General features: G+C 35.2%; 15 protein-coding genes. 8 read left to right on the top strand and 7 right to left on the bottom strand.

The window, feature by feature from the left end:
* Positions 1 to 322 precede the first annotated feature (322 nt).
* A complete protein-coding gene (locus ACHZAX_RS13425; protein ID WP_320019483.1) occupies positions 323 to 805 on the bottom strand; it encodes a DNA adenine methylase in 483 nt (160 codons plus the stop codon).
* Positions 806 to 930: 125 nt separating this feature from the next.
* Between ACHZAX_RS13425 and ACHZAX_RS13420 the strand changes: the two genes are divergently transcribed.
* Entirely contained in the window at positions 931 to 1128 is a 198-nt protein-coding gene (locus ACHZAX_RS13420; protein WP_320019482.1) for a hypothetical protein, read from the top strand.
* Between the two features lie 259 nt (positions 1129 to 1387).
* Here ACHZAX_RS13420 and ACHZAX_RS13415 read toward each other — a convergent pair whose 3' ends face one another.
* From ACHZAX_RS13415 to ACHZAX_RS13400, 4 genes are all read right to left on the bottom strand, one after another.
* On the bottom strand, positions 1388 to 1645 hold the full coding sequence (locus ACHZAX_RS13415; protein WP_320019481.1) for a Txe/YoeB family addiction module toxin: 258 nt from the start codon (positions 1643 to 1645) through the stop codon (positions 1388 to 1390).
* Complete coding sequence (locus ACHZAX_RS13410) at positions 1645 to 1896, bottom strand: type II toxin-antitoxin system Phd/YefM family antitoxin (RefSeq protein WP_320019480.1); 252 nt, start codon at positions 1894 to 1896, stop codon at positions 1645 to 1647. Before ACHZAX_RS13410 ends, ACHZAX_RS13415 begins: the two co-directional genes overlap by 1 nt.
* 726 nt (positions 1897 to 2622) lie before the next feature.
* Positions 2623 to 3801 carry a hybrid sensor histidine kinase/response regulator gene (locus tag ACHZAX_RS13405; RefSeq protein WP_320019479.1) on the bottom strand — a complete coding sequence of 393 codons (1179 nt, stop codon included), beginning with the start codon at positions 3799 to 3801 and terminating at the stop codon, positions 2623 to 2625.
* Between the two features lie 11 nt (positions 3802 to 3812).
* Positions 3813 to 8720, bottom strand: coding sequence for a PAS domain S-box protein (locus tag ACHZAX_RS13400; protein WP_320019478.1), 4908 nt, complete (start codon positions 8718 to 8720; stop codon positions 3813 to 3815).
* A gap of 628 nt (positions 8721 to 9348) precedes the next feature.
* On the opposite strand from ACHZAX_RS13400, the gene ACHZAX_RS13395 reads away from it, so the two are divergent.
* Together ACHZAX_RS13395 and ACHZAX_RS13390 are read left to right on the top strand one after the other, a co-directional pair.
* Positions 9349 to 11823: a TonB-dependent receptor gene (locus ACHZAX_RS13395; protein WP_101309033.1), complete on the top strand. Its 2475-nt coding sequence runs from the start codon at positions 9349 to 9351 to the stop codon at positions 11821 to 11823.
* Positions 11824 to 11963: 140 nt separating this feature from the next.
* On the top strand, positions 11964 to 12743 hold the full coding sequence (locus ACHZAX_RS13390) for a 4Fe-4S binding protein (protein WP_320019477.1): 780 nt from the start codon (positions 11964 to 11966) through the stop codon (positions 12741 to 12743).
* Between the two features lie 477 nt (positions 12744 to 13220).
* Here ACHZAX_RS13390 and ACHZAX_RS13385 read toward each other — a convergent pair whose 3' ends face one another.
* On the bottom strand, positions 13221 to 13970 hold the full coding sequence (locus ACHZAX_RS13385; RefSeq protein ID WP_320019476.1) for a hypothetical protein: 750 nt from the start codon (positions 13968 to 13970) through the stop codon (positions 13221 to 13223).
* Between the two features lie 293 nt (positions 13971 to 14263).
* Entirely contained in the window at positions 14264 to 14971 is a 708-nt protein-coding gene (locus tag ACHZAX_RS13380) for a hypothetical protein (RefSeq protein ID WP_320019475.1), read from the bottom strand.
* Positions 14972 to 15295: 324 nt separating this feature from the next.
* Between ACHZAX_RS13380 and aqpZ the strand changes: the two genes are divergently transcribed.
* The 5 genes from aqpZ (at position 15296) to ACHZAX_RS13355 (ending at position 19340) form a co-directional block, all read left to right on the top strand.
* Positions 15296 to 15982 (top strand): aquaporin Z, encoded by a 687-nt coding sequence (aqpZ, locus tag ACHZAX_RS13375; protein WP_101309029.1) that lies wholly within the window; start codon positions 15296 to 15298, stop codon positions 15980 to 15982.
* 250 nt (positions 15983 to 16232) lie between these two features.
* Positions 16233 to 17186, top strand: a complete 954-nt coding sequence (locus ACHZAX_RS13370) for a calcium/sodium antiporter (RefSeq protein ID WP_320019474.1) — start codon at positions 16233 to 16235, stop codon at positions 17184 to 17186.
* A gap of 99 nt (positions 17187 to 17285) precedes the next feature.
* The gene (locus ACHZAX_RS13365; protein WP_320019473.1) at positions 17286 to 17870 is read left to right on the top strand and encodes a DUF1287 domain-containing protein; all 585 of its coding nucleotides are present in this window, start codon (positions 17286 to 17288) and stop codon (positions 17868 to 17870) included.
* A gap of 221 nt (positions 17871 to 18091) precedes the next feature.
* Positions 18092 to 18670, top strand: coding sequence for a TetR/AcrR family transcriptional regulator (locus tag ACHZAX_RS13360; RefSeq protein ID WP_320019472.1), 579 nt, complete (start codon positions 18092 to 18094; stop codon positions 18668 to 18670).
* A 7-nt stretch (positions 18671 to 18677) separates the two neighbouring features.
* Positions 18678 to 19340 (top strand): NAD(P)H-binding protein, encoded by a 663-nt coding sequence (locus ACHZAX_RS13355; protein WP_320019471.1) that lies wholly within the window; start codon positions 18678 to 18680, stop codon positions 19338 to 19340.
* Positions 19341 to 19377 lie beyond the last annotated feature (37 nt).

Here is a 19377-nt window from a genome sequence, read left to right as displayed (position 1 = left end):
AAATTTTATTCTTTTTAGAGTGTACCCTATTGTGGATATAGTCATTTTTGTAAAAACACATCTTTTTGTTGTGTTCATTGCGACATCCTAGAATGAATACGCTACAAATTATTTCAGCTCGAGTATAGAAACAAAAATCTATATGGGATTTAAACCAAGCTTTCATTTTTCAAATCATGAACCACTGCTTTTAAAATCATAGGATCAAGATTTTTAAATTTAGATACGATGTTTTTTTGTTGTCGCTTTATTCGTTGTCTATCTGTAAAGTTCCTACCAAGACAGTCATAATTTAAAAGCTTTATTTCTTCGGGATTGTAATTCATGTACACCGAGTCAGTAAGCCAGCATGTGTCATGTAATGTAAATCTTCCCTATACCAGTCTTTTAAATATTCGTTATACAAATCGCATTCGGGGTGTGTTAGCATTATTCTGCTAGGGAGCCAGGCGATATAGTTTAAAAATTCTATATGATCCTTTTCGGAAAATTCGAACTTGTAATATTTTCGTCCAGCTCTCCTGGTCGAAAACTTATAGGGGGGATCTGCAAAAATGAAATCTTCTCGAGTAAATACATTATCTTCTATAAGATCCTTGTAGTCGGAATATTCTATTGTGGCCATCATAGAAGTTTCATGCTTTTTGCATTCAGGATTTTTTTCAGCACAAATAAATTTTGCGTCTGCAGTATAGATGCTTTTCTCTAATCCACCTGAACCATAAAATAGACTGTAATAGTTCTTCGACTTTATGAGGAAATGAATAGCATTAGAAAAGTCTTTGTTACCGATATATTTTTGCATCGAGTTATCGCTTCTTTTTGGTGTGTTTATCAATTGCCTTTTCAATCGGTGTTAATATTCTGGAAGCATCTTTTTTATATTTTTTCGCCTCTGCCAATACTCCACGATAAGCTCCAGATTTAGATTTGAAAAATTTACTTTGTCCGTTTTTATCAAAATCCTCTTTAGTCGGCGAAATAAAAAGCTTAAACACCCCTCTAACAAGAGTTGAAGCAATCGCAAAATTGAAAGAGTCTAAAGATTTGCTTGATTTAGGATTATTGGAACAATCCGCCTACGAAAAGATAAAGCAGGAACTAACTCCTATCATCATGCAAAACTAGAAACACTATTTAATTCCAATATTTTGTCATAGACTCAACAACTGATTTCTGAGATGTTTTTTTTATATTTCAGTAAAGTTTTTGGGTCTTTGATTCCTGTAATTTTCATTATAATGTGATCGGACATACCTCACTCAGACAATAATAAAAAGAGGGAATACTTTACATATCCCCCCTTAAATCATAGATTTGTCTCGTCCTGAAATAGCGTTACATAAAAAGTAATGCTTTTGTGTGTTCAATATTTATAGAAACTTATTTAATCGTAATGAAATCTACATTTAGCAATCAATATTTCATCATCTCTTACCCGATAAATCAAACGATGTTCTTCATTAATTCTCCTGGACCAAAAGCCCCGATATTTATGTTTTAATGCTTCGGGTTTACCTTTCCCATCAAAAGGGGTTCGAGAAATATCCTTTAATAGATCATTAATCTTTTTAACCATTTTTTTATCAACCTTTTGCCAATACAAATAATCCTCCCACGATTCATCTACAAAAATATACTTCATTATTCAAATAGTTCCTTAGTGAAAGAAGAGCCTCCTTTTAATTTTTCAATTGCAGAGTCTAATCTTCGTTCGTTTGCTTTCGTTGACATTTCGTACTGTGTCGCACAAAGAGAGTTGTATTCCTCCAACGAAATTACAACCACTCCCGAATCATTCCCTCTGTTAATAATTAAGGTTTCGTGATTATCATTTACTTGATTAAAGTATTTTTTTATATCTTTTCGGAAATTTGAAATTGTTGTTGTTAGCATCGTCATTAATTTTTAGTATTCACCCGCACATCTAATTGTACGTATTGTTGTACGTATCATTGTACGTATTGTTGTACAAATATAATGCTTTTCTTATTACTTCTACTCTAATTGATGTTAATAAAGACGATTAGAGTCGATTTAATGCGAATAAAGACGGTTAAGGTCGATTCAATAAGCTTATTTGTGATCCTTATCGTTTTGATGTAACTTAAGACTCTAAGAGAGTCACAAATATAAAATAGAATTGGTCAACACGCCTAGTTAAGAAAAGATATCACAAGCAAAAACGTGCAAAAAACTTGCAAATTCAAAACCTCATTCCATCTAAGCAATTGATTTACTGAGAATTAATAATAGGGTGGTTGTGTCTGGGGGGAGTGAGGTTAGAGGTTCAAATTCTTCACTAGGCATTGAATGATTATTGGAGTCGTTTAATTTTTCAATAAGAGATGAAATTTTAAATATATTAAGTAGCTTTAATAAGCGGTTTTAAGCAGAATTTTAAAGTACTGATATACCAGCAATCTGTTTAAATCATCAAATTTGCAGTACCTATACTGACATATAGCCTAATTTTACTACTGTAATGGTGATACTGACTGGATCACAAAGCCGATACGAAAGTATCGGCTTTTTTGTTGCGGGCTCAGAAAATGAAAATGATCCTTTGTATACTTCCTATTTTTAATATCATATATTGAGTTCAATATTTACAATCTAATTTTAGTTTGGAAAAGTTAATACTACAGTAGCTCCGATCTCATCATTATTTGTTGCTATAATTTCTCCGTTATGGGCATCCATAATAAGTTTCACTGTAGCCAAATCAAGACCATTTTGATCATCATGATACTGGGAGTTAGTTGCAAATAATTTAAATCTGTTTTTTAGTGTCTGTGGGGTAAAGCCTTCACCTTGATCAATAAAAGAACAGGTTGTTTTTTTTATATCAGAATCTATGTTCACACGAACAAGCCCACCATTGGGTGAATATTTGATCGCATTGTCAAGAATGCTTTCAAAGCAAAATTCAACTAGTTCTTGAGCACCATTTATGTGCGTATTATCAATCTTGCCATCAAAAACTACATTCGCCTTTTTTGCTTTAATTTGTTCCGAAAGATTAAGCTTGGTTGATTCAATTAAATCGCTTAATCTAATTTCACTTTTTTGAAGGGGCTGTTTTTTAGTGCGTAACTCGGTAATTTTCAAACTTATTTTAGCAAAGCGATGAAGCCGATTGGCAGAAATCTCAAGATAATGTAACATTTCTGTAACATTAGAATCGACCAATTCATTTTTCAATATGCCAATGAAACCAATTATGCCATTTAAAGGTGTGTTAATTTGATGGCTAATTATGGACAGAAAATCTGATTTTGCTTTATCCAACACCTCTAATTCCTGATTGACTTCTTCAAGTTCACTATTTGCTTTCTGGAGCTCTTTGGTGCGCTCTGTTACTTTTTCTTCAAGCCATTGGTTTATTTTTTTAAGTTGGTCTTTACTCCTTTTCAGATCGATATGAGTTTTCACTCTCACCAATACTTCTTTTGAATTAAAAGGTTTGATAATATAATCCTGCCCTCCAACTTCAAAGCCATTAACCACATTTTCAGATTCGTTAAGTGCTGTCAGGAATACGACTGGAATTTCCTTCATGTTTTCGTTTTCACGCATGGCTTTACAGGTCTCGAAACCATTCATTACGGGCATATTTACATCTAAAAGGACCAGATTAAAATCTTGTATTTTATTTAAAAGATGTAAGGCTTGCTGACCGTCATAAGCAAATCCAACAGAATATCCCTCATCGCGCAGGATGCTGCCAATTACCTGAATATTTTTAGGATTATCGTCAACTGCGAGTATCTTAATTTTATTATTGCTAATTGTTTCCATATGCTTTTATGTTATATTTTAAGTTGCTCTATGACTTTCGGGAATCTTACCAGAGTTTTCAACAATCTGTCGATCTCGAAATTATCTGCCAAACTGCAAACTTCGCTTGCATAATCTTTAAGATATTCAATCTTATTTTCTTCAGCTAGTTTAATTAATTCTTTACCGAATTCTTCAATTTGGTCAATCATTTGCGATTGGATAGCATTCTGACAAATAGGAACAAACTTATTTTCAAGAACTGGTATGAGTTCAGGCAGCTGATTTAATTGTTCCTGAGTCAGTGCAATGTCAATTTGTTTGGAATCAGCTGTAGCTGCTTCGTCTTTAACCTGATATGTGAGATACTTCTTCATTTTATCAAACAAGTCAGAAGCATCCAATGGTTTCATTAAAAACTCATTAAATATCTCTACATTTCTATTTCCAGTTATTATACTTTTTGCAGAAGCTGAGATTGCAATAACCGGAATGGATTTGGTACTTTTTGTTTGCTTCAGTATTTCTGTGGCCTTATAACCATCCAGTACTGGCATACGCAAATCCATCAGAATTAAATCGGGCAGATTTTTTGTTGCTGACTGCACAGCTTCTTCGCCATTTTCTGCTTCAAAGACATCAAGTTGTGAATGTTCTAACATATCCTTAATCAGTTCACGATTTAATTCATTGTCGTCAACAAGAAGAATTTTTGCTTTATTGAATTTTATTATTGATAAGTCAATCAAGCTCTCCTCGGGTTCGATCTCAGTCTCAGAAATAGGTATGTTAGGAATAATAACCCTTATGTTACTCCCTTTACCTGCTTCACTTTCAAGATGAATAGTACCCCCCATTTTTTCAATCAATTTTTTAGTGATGGGTAAGCCTAAACCAGTTCCACCATATTTTGCACTTTGTCCTGCTTGTTGGGTGAAAGGCTCAAAAATCAATTTCTGTTGATCAATCGGGATGCCGATTCCTGTATCCTCAACATGCAAAATCAGATCATAACTATCTTTCAATTTTATATTTCGATGCGCATCAACTGTTAAGATAACATGTCCATTATCAGTAAATTTAATAGCATTCCCTATAAGATTGAACAAAATTTGGCGCAATCGCACTTCATCAAGAAGAAGTAATTTGGGAATTGTACTTTCATATTCGATAAAGAAATCAATCTTTTTTTCATTCACCTTGGGGTCAAATAAATTTTTAATTTCCTTGGTTAGACTATAAAGATTGACCGGTACAGGTATGATGTCAATTTTACCCGCTTCAATTTTCGAAAGATCCAGAATGTCATTGATAATTTTCAATAGATTTTTCCCACTGCTGCGGATCGACTCTACCTGTGAACGTTGTTTTTCATCTTTCACGGTTTTAGATAAAAGTTCCGAAAATCCAATCACGGCATTCATAGGTGTACGAATTTCGTGACTCATATTTGCCAAAAATTCACTCTTAGCCTGATTGGCAGAGTTAGCTGCATCTCTTGCTTTGATTAGATTTTCTTCTGAAAGTTTTTTATCGGTAATATCAAATCGAACAGATACATACTGATATGGCTTCCCTTGCTTGTCAAGAAATGGTACTATTGTTGAATCTACCCAATAAAAACTTCCGTTTTTTGCTTTATTTCTAACTTCCCCTCGCCAGACTTTACCTTTTGAAATTGTATGCCACAAGTCAATAAAAAAGTCACTTGAATGATAACCCGAATTTATAATTCGATGGGTATTCCCAATGAGTTCTTCCCGGCTGTATTTTGATTTTTTACAGAAAATATCATTTGCATAATTTATAACACCCTTATTGTCAGTAATAGAGACGAGGCTTGATTCATCAAGGGCAAATTTGTAATCTGTGATTTCTTTAAGACTTTGTTGCAGTTTCTGCTGTGAAATAGTTAGTTCACGGGTTCTTTCAGAGACCATTTCTTCAAGATGCTCACGATGTTTGATGATTTCTTCCTCAGCATTTTTCATTTCTGTAATATCATGAAATCCGGCAATTAATACCTGTTCATTATCAAGGGTCATTAATTTAAGTGATACTGAAGCCCAGAATAACTCCTGATCTGATTTCTTTAAAACAAGTTCATAATTATCCACAACTCCATCCTTCATTAGTATCTTGAATAATTTTTTTCGATCCTGGGAATTCGAATAAAAAACAGGTGATTTCTGTCCAATCGCATCCGATAAAGAAATTTTAAAGAGTTTGCCAAGGCTTTCATTTGCCATTAATATAATCCCTTCAGAAACTTTAGTTATAACCATTGGAATAGGTGACGACTCGATGATTGCACGAAGTCGTTTTTCACTTTCTTTCACCTTCTTCTCTACCTGTTTACGTTCAGTAATATCTTTAAATACAACAACTGCTCCTATTAAATCTCCCGAGTTGTTTTTTATTGGCGTACATATGTATTCAACAGGGAAGCTGGTATCATCTGCCCGCCAAAATACTTCATTATCCACATGGCTGGCTACTCCTGTACGAAAAACATTATAAATCAGACAGTCTTCACGAGGGTATTGAGAGCCGTCCTGACGGGTATGATGGTGGTCAGCATGGCCTTGTTTACCAATAAGTTCTTCAATAGGTTTTCCTATCATGGCGGCCGCTGCCGGGTTTACAAAGGTCATTCTACCTTCCATATCCAGTCCGTAAATTCCTTCTCCAATAGAATTCAGAATTAATTGGTTGTGCTCATTTAATCTATTGATTTCTTCTTCTGCTATCTTGCGAGATGTGATGTCGGTATGCGAGCCAGCCATACGATAAGGTTTGCCGGTTTCGTTACGCAAGGCTTTTCCCCGGGCAAGAATCCACCTGTAACTGTCATCCTTATGTTTCATCCTAAACTCTATTTCGTATTCCGGAATCTCATTATTAAAGTATGCTTGCACAACAGCTAAAGCCTTTTTATGATCTTCAGGGTGCAATAAAGTTTCCCAAGTGCTGAATCTGTTTTCCAATTCCTTATCATTATAACCAAGTATACTTTTCCAACGGGGTGAGAAATACACCTCATTGGAAATAATATCCCAATCCCATATGCCATCATTGGAGCCTTCAACGGCTATAGTATATTGTTCCTGACTTAAAAGCAGTTGTTTTTCAGTCTTCTTTCGTTCAGAGATATCTTCCACTGTCCCTTCAAAAACAACGTTCCCATTTATTCCTTTAACAATTTGTGCATTTTCACGGATTGGAATGATTCGCCCACTTTTAGTTGTCCAACTTTCCTCCAGACCTCTTACATAACCGTCTCTTTCAATCATTTCGACAAACTGCTTACGGCTAATCGTAGATTCTTTACTGTACCCTTCCGTTTCCAGATTTCTATTTTGTAATTCATCCAATGATTCAAATTCCAGCATTTGCAAGAGAGCTTTGTTGACATTTATGATTTTTCCATCAGGTGTTGTCTGATAAATTCCGAGTGGCGAATTCTCAAATAAACTTCGGTATTGTTCACGACTTAAATTTAATTGCTCCTCAGCAAGTTTGCGTTCAGTAATATCACTTATTGTGCCTATTAATCGAATCGGATTGTTATTATTATCAAATTCCAATTTACCCAAGCCATGCACCCAACGTTCTTCCTTATTGCAGTTTCTGATTATTTTATATTCCTTATTAAAAGGTAACCTCTGAGCTATTGTCTCATTTTGAAAATAATTCAGCAGCAATTCTCTGTGGTCAGGATGAATCATAGCGCTCCATCCCTCAGTTGTATGTGTGTAATTTTCATCGATCCCAAATATAGCATCGAGTATTTCGGAACTTCGCCACATACCCCTTTTTAAATCCAGCGAATAGGTTCCCAGGCGTGCAATTTCTTGTGATTCTTTCAGTAAACGCGCACTTTCTTTTAGTTCAGAGGTTAATTCTTCTGCGATTTGTTGCGCCTTAAGCTTTGTGCTAAGCATTGATTTGGAGAGCAACAATAGTAAAATACTAATAATTAAACCTCCAATAAATACCAACCATGAGGCAATGTATTCAATAATAAAATTTTCTTTTTTTTGAACAAATACCAATGTCCATTGATGGCCATTAAACTCAATAGGTACTTTTAAAGAGAAACGTATATTCTTGTGGTTTTCCTGTTTTTCATCTTTAAGTGAATTAAACAAAAGTAATTTTGCAGAACAAATCTTTCCATCGAAAATATTTAAGCTAAACAATTTTTTATTATCGTTTAATTCCCAGTCTTTCAAGATACCCAACATCAGGTCAGTCATGCGGTAAGGACTGTAAACCCATCCTATGATAGCCGAACGTCTTTGTTCAACAGTGTTTGTTACGGCTCCTTTCCGGTAAACGGGAACATACATTAAGTTTCCTGCCTGTACGTCTGTTTTTGTTTCCTGAACTAAAAGTATTTTTCCTGAAAGGGCAGCGATATCCAAATCACGGGCTCTTTCCATTGCTTCTCTGCGCACCGATTCACTCGACATGTCAAAACCAAAGGCACGCATATTTTGTTGAGAGAAGGGTTCCAGAAAAATGATTGCAGTAGATGTATCTTTAGAGCTTTCCGGCCAGACCTTATAGTCAGGAAATCCCTCATTTCTGATTTGTAAAATATGATTTTCCAACTGATTCTTAGGTACAAGTAAGGAAAATCCTGTTCCTAATATTCCTGGCAAATTCAGGTCTACTTTTGACTGTTTTATGAAATTACTCCAAGTCTCACGCCGTACGGTGTCTGATACACTAAAAAATGCAGCCCCGCTGCGAAGCAGTTGTGCATGAGCATGCAACCGCAAATCTATTCTACTGCTGATTTCCTTACATTCGAACCTAAATTCAGCTTCATCCTTTTTATCAATTTGAAACTTTACAAAAATTGAAGCAAATATTGTGAATAGTAATGTTAATATAAATAACAAGTTTGCTTTCCAGTTGTTAACATTCTTCATTCTATTCGGTGTATTAATTTAAAACTATCTTCAATTCAGATTTTTTAATGCCTTATATATCTGTTTCTCTACAAATACAAACTAGTTTAACTACTGTATATGTATGGCAGAATCATAATTTCAAGATCTACATCAACTAGAATCCCATCAACAATTATAATAAAGCAACATCCTGCCAAACTTAACACAATAGTTAATGTACGTCTTTAAAAAAAAAAGGTTAATAAAGTATCGTTTTTACTTGGAATTAAATTGTTTGCAAAAGTCCCTAATACCGATTGAATTGGGGGTCTTTGAGAGATTGCATTTACGGTGCCTTGCCTTTGTGCTTCCCTGTTATTTTTAAAATTAAAGTCGCAATCGTACAATGTGTGTTCGTTATCGCACATTTTATTTTAAAGCTAAGTTAGGTTCTTTGTGTTGGATGTAAGTCTCTTACCTTTTTCGGCATCATATGTGATAAAGCAAATCCGATACGTGTTATAATAGAGTTTTATACCATTTTGCCGGGGGCTTTAACTTAAGTCCAATGTAGTAGTTCAGAACAATTGTAAAAATCTATTTGTAACCATTCAGTTTTTATTGTAGTCTAATTAACCACAGAACAAACCAAGTAAATAAACTAATTATGAGAGAAAGAATATTGATAATCATATTAATGATATGCAGTATTTCCAGTTACGCACAAGCTGATATGGGAGTGGAAATTAAGAATGGATCGTTAACTGGTATTATTATAGATGTTAAGACCAAGTTGCCATTACCATATGTAAATGTGGTGATAAGAGATGCCAATAATAAAATAATTACCGGAGGTATTACAGATGACAAGGGAGAATTCATTATTAAGAAAATTACCGAAGGAAAAAACACAATTGAGATTCAATACATGGGCTACAAGTCATATGTTAGAAAGTTGGATTTCTCATCTAAAGTATCAGCGTATAAATTGGGAACTGTTGAACTTGAAGAGGATACTGAACTTCTTGGAGAAGTAACGGTAAGAGCAGAGCTGTCCAGCGTAACTCAGAAAGTGGATAGAAAGGTTATAAACGTTGGTAAAGATTTAACCGCTGCCGGAGCCACAGCTTCGGAGGTTTTAAACAATGTGCAATCGGTTAGTGTTGATAGTCAAACGGGAACAGTGAGCTTAAGAGGAAACGAGAATGTGAGAATATTGGTGGATGGCAAGCCTACTAATATTAGTGCAGCTCAATTGTTGCAGCAGATTCCTTCTACATCAATTAAAAGTATTGAGTTGATTACCAATCCATCAGCAAAATACAACCCTGAAGGGATGAGTGGGATTATAAATATTGTATTGAATAAGAACGCAAATATTGGCTTTAATGGTAATGTGAATTTGGGCGTAACACGTGGCGTGAACACACGTGCTAATGGATCGATAGATTTAAATTACAAAACCGGAGCCGTTAATTTCTTTTTAAACTTTGGGGCAAATGGCGGAAAAAGAAATAATTATGGTAAAGTTTTAAGGCATTCAGAAAGTGGAGATGGAGAAATTATTTTAGCTGATGACATTCTTCAAAAATTTGAATTTAACAGCGACAATAACTCTCAGTTATTAAAAGTTGGAGCTGATATTTATTTAAATGAAAAAAATACACTTTCATTTTATACGACACAGAATTTCTCTGACAATTTAATGAATGGAGATACCAAAATATTTAGAGGAAGCGCCCTGGATAATCACAATTTAATGAAATCGGAATCAGACAATACTGCAGGAACTTATAACTTAAATTATAAAATCGATTTCGAGAAAAAGGGGCATAGTTTAGAGTTTGAAGCAACCTACAGTGAGAGTGATTCGCCTGAGGATGCTGCATACACTGAATTATTAAATTCGACTGATTTGACATCTAATTATTTTGATGATGTGAAAAATGATTATACCAACAGTCTTTTGAATTTAGATTATACAAATCCATTATCAGAAAACACAAAATTAGAAATGGGTTTGGAGCTTAGGATTAACGATACGGAAAATTCAAAAGCAAGTAATCAGCACGAGTTTGTATATGATAATTTGGGAAATAGAATTCCCGATGGCGACTGGTATGAAACTGTTCTAAAACCCAATTCAGCATTTACATACGATAGAAACATTTATTCCGGATATGTGAATTTAAATCAAAAAATGAATAAATTTTCTATGCAGCTGGGTGCTAGAATAGAGCAGTACGAAGTAGATGGAAAATTTAGTAAAGGAGATGAAAGTGCTAAGTATACAGATAGTAAATTTACAGTTTATCCATCCGTATTTTTCACCTTTACACCCAGCGAAAAAAACCAATTGCAGTTAAGTTACAGTCGAAGGGTTGACAGGCCTTCTATACAGCAGGTTAACCCAATTAGAGAATGGAGTACGCCTCTAATTAGTTCTTTTGGTAATCCCAATTTAAATCCTCAGTTTACAAATTCATTCGAATTCAATTATACAAAAGGATTGGCGAAAGGTTCCGTTACTTTAGGAACATTTTATAGACGTGTTACTGATAATATTTCCAGAGTTTTAAATAAGGATCCTTTGGATGTTGAAAAGGTTGAGCTATCTTATTATAATACTGATAGCAATGATCGTTATGGAATAGAATTGTCAGCAAATTATCAATTCTTTAAATGGTGGTCGATGAATGCAAGTTCCGATTTGTATGTTCAGAAAGAAACCGGTGTTTCGAATGGTGAGAATCTTGAAATTACCAATAGTTCCTTTAATGCCCGGGTATCCAATAGCTTTACGGCTACTAAAAAATTGAAATTTCAGTTGTTCGCAATGTACCGCGGAGGTGGTGAAGATTTACAATTTAAAGTGGATCCAATGTGGATGATCAATACAGGAGCAAGTTATACGGTGCTGAAAGGAAAAGGAACACTAACCTTTAGAGTAAACGATATTTTTGAAGGAATGAAGTTTAAGTTTGATTCAAAAGTACCTTACAACCAGGAAGGCGAATTTCATTGGGAGAGTAGGACAGCATATCTTGGCTTTTCGTACCGGTTTGGCAGCGGTAAAAACAAAGCCAAAAGAAGAAAGCAAAGAGATAGTCAGGAAACGCAAGGTGGTGGTGGATTTATTTAAACCCTTAGATCAATAATACACATTTATTTAAGTTGAAAATCTCCCTTTCTATTTTGGATAGGGAGATTTTTTGTTCTGATAAATTAAAATTATAGCAAGACTTCTTACCTTCGGACAGTAGTAAGAACAAATGATATTCTATGAATTTACCATCAGTAAATCTAATCTACTTTTCTCCAACAGGAACAAGCAGGAAAGTAGTTAAAGCCATTGGGCAGGGATTGGAAGCAAAACAAATCAATGAGTTTGACATTACTCAAACCGATTTTGAGTGTAAGAATTTTGGTAATGAATTAACCATTATTGGTGTGCCTGTTTACAAAGGACGTTTGCCCGTTGAAGTAATTCCGCGATTGAAGCATTTTAATGCTGAAAACACACCTGTGGTTTTAGTAGCTGTTTATGGAAACAGAGATTACGATGACGCTCTGCTTGAGTTAAAAGATGTAAGTACAGCATTAGGTTTTACTCCAATAGCTGCAGCCACTTTTATCGGAGAGCATTCTTATTCAACAGAAAGTAAACCCATAGCAAAAAATCGTCCTGATGAGGCCGATCTTCTTAAAGCAAAACAATTTGCAGGAGCGATTTTAACTAAATTGGAGAAAAACGATGGTCTGGAGCTAAACGTTTCGGGTAACTATCCATACAAACAATTGCCGAATGCCCCGGTAATGTCGCCAGGAACCATTGCTGCGAAATGTACGCTGTGTGGCGTTTGTGCCGATGTTTGTCCCGTTGATGTTATTGAGGTAAACAAAACAGTAATTACAAATGCAAAGGCTTGTATTTGGTGTTGTGCATGTATTAAAACCTGCCCGGAGGATGCCCGGATTTTTGATGCACCGCTTATCAATCAGATCACAAATAATCTCTTCGAAAACTGTTCTGAACGCAAAGAACCTGGGTTTTTTATCTAAAAGAGTTCAGAAAAGAATAGAAAGGACAGCAGATTTGCTGTCCTTTTTTTATTCGTTTGTCCCTCGGGATTAGAATTTTTACCTCTGAAATTTTATTTAGATTACAAATCTGTAGTTGTTCTGAGGTATTTTTCCTTTTAATTTACAAATTACAGAACGATTGCTGATTTTATTACTATATCAGAAGATAAAATGATATAGTTTGCGTAAAAAACAATATCGTCAGATGAATAAACCACATTGATTGCTGATAATTTTATTACTTCAGATGAATATTTAATACCATCAGATGACAGCTGATTTATTCATTTTGTTATCTGATATAATCATTTATTCATCTGATGATGTTATTTAATAAAATGAACACATAATATTCTCAGCAGAGAAATCTAATTAGTAAGCGTTAGCAAATAATTATTAGGCTGGATGTATGAAAATGGAATAAGATCAGACTTTTTTTGTATGGTAAGTATTCATTTAACTCTGAGAGCTGTTGTTTTTCTTGTTGTTATAGTATTCAGCATTGCGTTTGCAGTGGTGTTCACTTTGGTAAGCCTTTACGATCCCGGACTTATCCCGAAAAACAAATTTACCATAGCGTCGGATTTCATCAACCACTTGTTTAAGTAGAGTGAAGGCCTTGTTTCGGATTAGCAGCATCTCGTCGGGAATGTACATTTTGCTGTCTTTTATAGCCAGTAAATTACTTATTCGTTCATATTCTTCGGTGGCTTTATCGCACAGACTTAAATCGAAGTTGATGGCTTGCAGGGCTTCAACATTACTTTTTCCCAGTCGGGCCAATAAAGCCAAATCGAAAATGATACTGGCCAGCGAATTGCCTTTTTTAATATCTCTGATTTTTTTCAGCAGATCTTTATCATTTCTAAAAGCAAACTGCATGTTGTCAATCAGGTATTTGCGCAGTTTTAACAAGGTGGGGGTTTCGGTTTTCAAGTTGGTCATTGCCTGTTTTTTTTCACCTGTCAGTTCAACCCAGTTTAACTGTGCACGGCTCAGTGCCTTGGTGCGGACATGCAGTTTATCGATTAAACCGACCGGCATATTTACGGCAGAAAGTTTCGACAGATCTTCTGTTGCACGTGTGTGCAGCCGTTCGGCTTCATAGATGTAAATTTCGAATGGCATGTCGCAATGCTTTATGTTTTTATTTTCTATGGCATTGATTTCATCCATGAGGATTTCTAAATCTGATTGATCTGACATTGTATGGTAGAATATGAGGTTTTATATCTAAAAAAACAGCTTGAATTTAGCAATAATTTTGAGATTCCTCCAATGTTTATCTGAAAATTATGTTGCTTTAATGTAGCGCAGTTGTTTCAGCCCCGGCTGAGTTTAGAGTTTTTAATTTCATTTTGAAGGAAATATGGATTGAGAATACCAGCCAATTGTAAATTTACAGGAGCAATAAAGTACAAGGCATTATGCGCGTGAGTATTTAAACAAAAAAAGATCGTTTGTATAACGATCTTTTAGTTATTGATGTTTTAATACGATTAAAAATCTTTGAGTATTCGGCTTCTTCGTAATTCTTTTATCCTCTCATTATAATCAATTCGTGCAATTTTATTCAGTTCCTTTAATATTTCATTATTCTCATCAAGAACCCAATCAATGTATTTTTCATCGTTATCAAACAAAACTCTGACTTTGTTTATCGAATTGTAATTGCTCTTGATTATAGTTTCTAATTCTGAATTTACTATTGGGATACTTATTAATACTCTAATATTCTTCTGAGCGATTTTATGATTATGAATGTACTTGCTCTCGATCCAAGCATTATCTGCATAATAGTATAGTTTATGTCTTCTGATATCTTCAACCTTGTTATTGTCTAGTTTCAATAGAACATCAGATATATGCAGATAGGGAAGATCGGAGCCGATTTTATTTTTCAACTGAGAATTTGAAATTTCAAACTCAATTTGTAACGAACATACAGAATTACTGTTGATTGCTGACCATGGTTCCGGATTCATAAAATATTGATGATTCCATTTATCCTTAGTGATGAGCATCGTACTATTTAAAGGATGAATATGATTCTCCAGGCCACCAATTCTATCAATTGAAATACTTATTTTTTTTGTTGTTAAAACATTATTACTCAGAGTTATTTCTTTGGAATAAGAACTTTTAGAAAATGAAAATAATAAAAACAGAGTTAGTACTCTTAACAATAAAGTTGAGTAGCAGGTCATAAATCTTGTTTATTTTAAATTAAGCCTACAAAAGTATAATTTATTTGGAATTATTCTAATAATAAAAAATACTGAAACAGTATGTGGTCTATATTAATCAGATACAATCGATTTCGAAGTTATCTCTTTGTTTAGAAAAAGCCAGTCCGAATTCTATGCCTGTAAATTTGTAATTAGGAACTTGCTTGGTCAATTATTAGAATCCACTGATAAATACATAGCCATAAAAAGGAATTTATTATATTTATTGTTCGGTAAGATGAAAAGTATCTGTTTACAATCAAACCTTGTTTATTTTACTTTAAACCTTAAAAATATGAACGCATGAAAAAATTAGTCGCAGAATTTATAGGAACCCTATGGTTGGTTCTGGGTGGATGTGGAAGTGCTGTTTTGGCGGCCGCATATCCCGAATTGGGAATTGGATTTGTTGGTGTGGCAATTGCTTTTGGATTAACTGTTCTTACTATGGTCTATGCAATTGGGCATATTTCTGGTTGTCACCTGAATCCGGCTGTTTCTATCGGTCTTTGGGCTGGCGGACGTTTTGAACTGAAAGATCTGGGGCCTTATATTGTGGCTCAGGTATTGGGAGGAATTGCAGGTGCAGGAATCTTGTATTTGATTGCAAGTGGTAAAGCTGGTTTTGATATGGGAGGTTTTGCTGCGAACGGATATGGCGAGCACTCGCCTGGTGGATATGGCATGCTGGCAGCTTTGGTGAGCGAAGTGGTAATGACTTTTATGTTTTTACTGATTATTTTAGGAGCAACACACTCAAAAGCACCGGCTGGTTTTGCCGGATTGGCAATTGGTCTGGGGTTGACTCTGATTCATTTAATCAGCATACCGGTAACAAATACATCTGTGAATCCGGCGCGAAGCACAAGTCAGGCACTTTTTGTTGGCGATTGGGCTTTGGATCAATTGTGGTTGTTCTGGCTGGCTCCTATTGCAGGTGCAATTTTGGCCGGGTTGGTATATAAGTACATGTCTCCTGAGAAAGAGTAAGGGATGAAAATGATAACAGACAGCATGTTCCGGTGATTTAAATTTGCTTAGGACGTGCTGTCTTTGTATGAACTTATGATATTATAAGATTGAAATATACCGCGCAGCGCATACATGATTGTATAAAGTAAGGAGCCGGAAAATATTCCCGTAGGAAATACATTTGGATATTGAAAAAATGATACCTTCGAACGAGAATAATGAGAAGTGAATTGTAAAAAGGAATGGTCTTAGTTTACTAGTTAAAAATATGATTGTATCAATTCTATTAATTTTACTGGGTTTTGTATTGCTGATTAAAGGGGCTGACTGGATGGTTAGCGGGTCTTCAGCATTGGCTAAAAAGAATAATATTTCGAATATCGCTATTGGCCTTACCATTGTCGCTTTTGGAACGTCGGCACCCGAATTGGTAGTGAATTCGTTCGCCTCATTTCACGGGTATTCCGATATTGTGTTTGGTAATGTAATTGGAAGCAACAATTTTAATTTGTTCATTATTTTGGGAATTGTAGGACTTATTTCTCCAATTGTTGTTCAGTCGAATACTGTTTGGAAGGAGCTTCCGCTCTCTCTTTTTGCGGTTGTAATTTTATATCTGCTTTGCAATAGTTTTTTTCAGGATACTGCGGTGCTTACGCGGGTGGATGGACTTGTACTACTTGTGATGTTTGGGCTTTTCCTGTTTTACGTTTACAAACAATTAAAAACAGAAACTCTTGTGCCCGAAATCGAAATAATACCAATGTCAGTTCTTAAAATATGGAGTCTTATTCTCATTGGTTTCTCAGGATTGATTATGGGAGGTAAACTGGTTGTGGATAATGCTGTTGAAGTAGCCTCAGGCATGGGGGTAAGTGAAAAGATTATAGGATTAACAATTGTTGCTGTCGGAACATCATTACCCGAACTGGTAACCTCGGTTGTGGCTGTGCTGCGTAAGAATAATGATATTGCGATAGGGAATATTATCGGTTCAAATATTTTCAACATTTTCTTAATTCTGTCTGTCAGTTCTTTTATCAGACCCATCGAATTTAAACCTTTGTTCAATATCGATCTTTATATTTTGGCAGGCGGCACAATATTTTTATTTATTGCCATGTTTACAGGAGTAAAGAAGAAGCTGGACAGATGGGAAGCGGCTCTTCTTTTGGTAAGTTATCTGGCTTACACGGTTTATTTAATTGGCAAAGAGGTATAAGCCTGCATGCAATATTTCATTGATCTGCGGCGGTCTGGTTATAATGTAAAATTAGTTGCCGGCCGGCAGTCCCGAAATAGAAACCTGATACATTCACAAATGAGACTACTTTTTTATGTACTGATTTTTTGTCTTCTCTCAATTACATGTAAGGCGCAAATTTTTTCGGAGCGCTTATCAGATGAAGCAATAAAGTTAACCGAACAGAGAGTAATCTACGATGCTTCTTACTTTTCAATAGCTTATCCCAACGGAGATATTCCTGCCGATAGAGGCGTTTGCACTGATGTTGTAATTCGTGCTTACCGAAAATTGGGAATCGATTTGCAGAAAGAGGTTCATGAGGATATGAAAGCTAATTTTAGTTTGTATCCGGCAATTTGGGGTTTGAAACATGCCGATACCAATATTGATCACCGAAGAGTACCCAACCTGATGAAATTTTTTGAGCGAAACGGACAGGAGAAACTATTAAGTCAAAAGTCCATTGATTATTCTCCGGGCGATATTGTTTGCTGGAATTTAGGCGGCGCTATAACACATATTGGTATCGTAATTAATAAAAAATCCAGAGATGGCAAACGCTTCTTAATAGTGCACAACATTGGCGCTGGTCAGGTAATTGGGGATTGTTTATTTGAGTTTCCGATTATTGGGCATTACACCTACTCCGATACAAACTAATTGCCTGTTGTTTTCCTTGTTTAGTCTTAGAAGTGGAGATTACAAGCTTCTTTTTATTCTGTATATTAATTTTCCTGCATAGAATGCTTCTGAAATCCTCTGATACCGGGTTTTTATATTTTAAATGTTAAAATTAGTGAACGTTCATTCACTTTGCGGATTATTTATTTTATATTTGTTTCATCAAAATCAAAAAAGACTATCAAATCAGAATTTCCAATATGGCAATCAGAGAAAAAAGTAAGGAGAAACGGAATGCTTTGTTAAAAGCTACCTTGAATTTGGTGAATAATAACGGCTTTCATGATGCTCCAATGTCTAAAATAGCCAAGATGGCCAATGTGTCACCGGCAACTATTTACATTTATTTCGAAAACAAACAGGATCTGATCAATCAGTTGTATCTGGAACTGAAAATATCATATACCAAGCAGGCATTTAAAGATTATTCTGAAAATATGCCCGTAAAAAAAGCCTTTGAATTTATCTGGTACAATATTGCTGATTATAAGTTGAAACAGGTTGAGGAAGCATGGTTTTTATCGCAGTGCGATAACACAACGATGATCGATGAGGTCAGCGTACAGGAAGGGTTGAAGCATTTACAGCCCTTGCTGGATTTATGGGAAAAGGGACAGAAGGAAGGTATCATTAAAGATGTTTCGCCATATATTCTCTATGCTTATGCCATCAATCCATTGGCCTTTTTAATGAATATGCAAAAACGCGGCCTTTACCAGATAAATCAAGAAAGTTTGGAACAGGCATTTCAGTCCGCCTGGGATAGCATTCGAATATAATACACTTATGGGAAAGACAGCAATCATATTAGGAGCAAGCGGATTAACAGGGAAGCTTCTGTTGAACCGGCTTTTGGAAGATGAAGCCTATACGAGAGTGAAAATTTTTACCCGCCGAGGTTTAGATTTGGTTCATCCCAAGTTAAAAGAGTTTATTGGAGACCTGCTTAGTTTAGAAGAATTTAAGAAGGATTTCACCGGCGATGAAGTATTTTGCTGCATTGGAACTACTGCTAAGAAAACGAAGGATAAAACCATTTACAGGAAGATTGATTTTGGTATTCCTGCGACAGCTGCAAGTTTTGCTAAGGCAAATGGAATTAAAAGTTTCCTTGTAATTTCAGCCTTAGGTGCAGATACCGGGAGCAATATCTTCTACAACAAAACAAAAGGAGAAATGGAGCAGGCTGTTTTAAGTCAGGAGATTGCAAATACCTATATTTTAAGGCCTTCTTTAATTAACGGGAAAAGAGATGAAGATCGATTGGGTGAAAAAATTGGATCGATTATCATAAAAATGCTAAGTCCGTTTTTAGTGGGGAAATGGAAAAAATACCGGGCAATTGAGGCAGAGACAATTGCAAATGCATTACACGCTTTGGCGCAGGCAAAACCAGATTATAAAATAATTGAATCAGACAAAATACAAGAGATTGGTGCTTATCTGTAGAGTTCATAGGTAAGGCTTTTTTTATCCTCGAAAGAGA

Origin of the sequence: Labilibaculum manganireducens (genome assembly GCF_963665805.2) — a bacterium.
Classification (GTDB): domain Bacteria; phylum Bacteroidota; class Bacteroidia; order Bacteroidales; family Marinifilaceae; genus Labilibaculum; species Labilibaculum manganireducens.
Note: the sequence above shows the minus strand (reverse complement) of the source record. Positions and strands in the feature narration are given on the sequence as shown.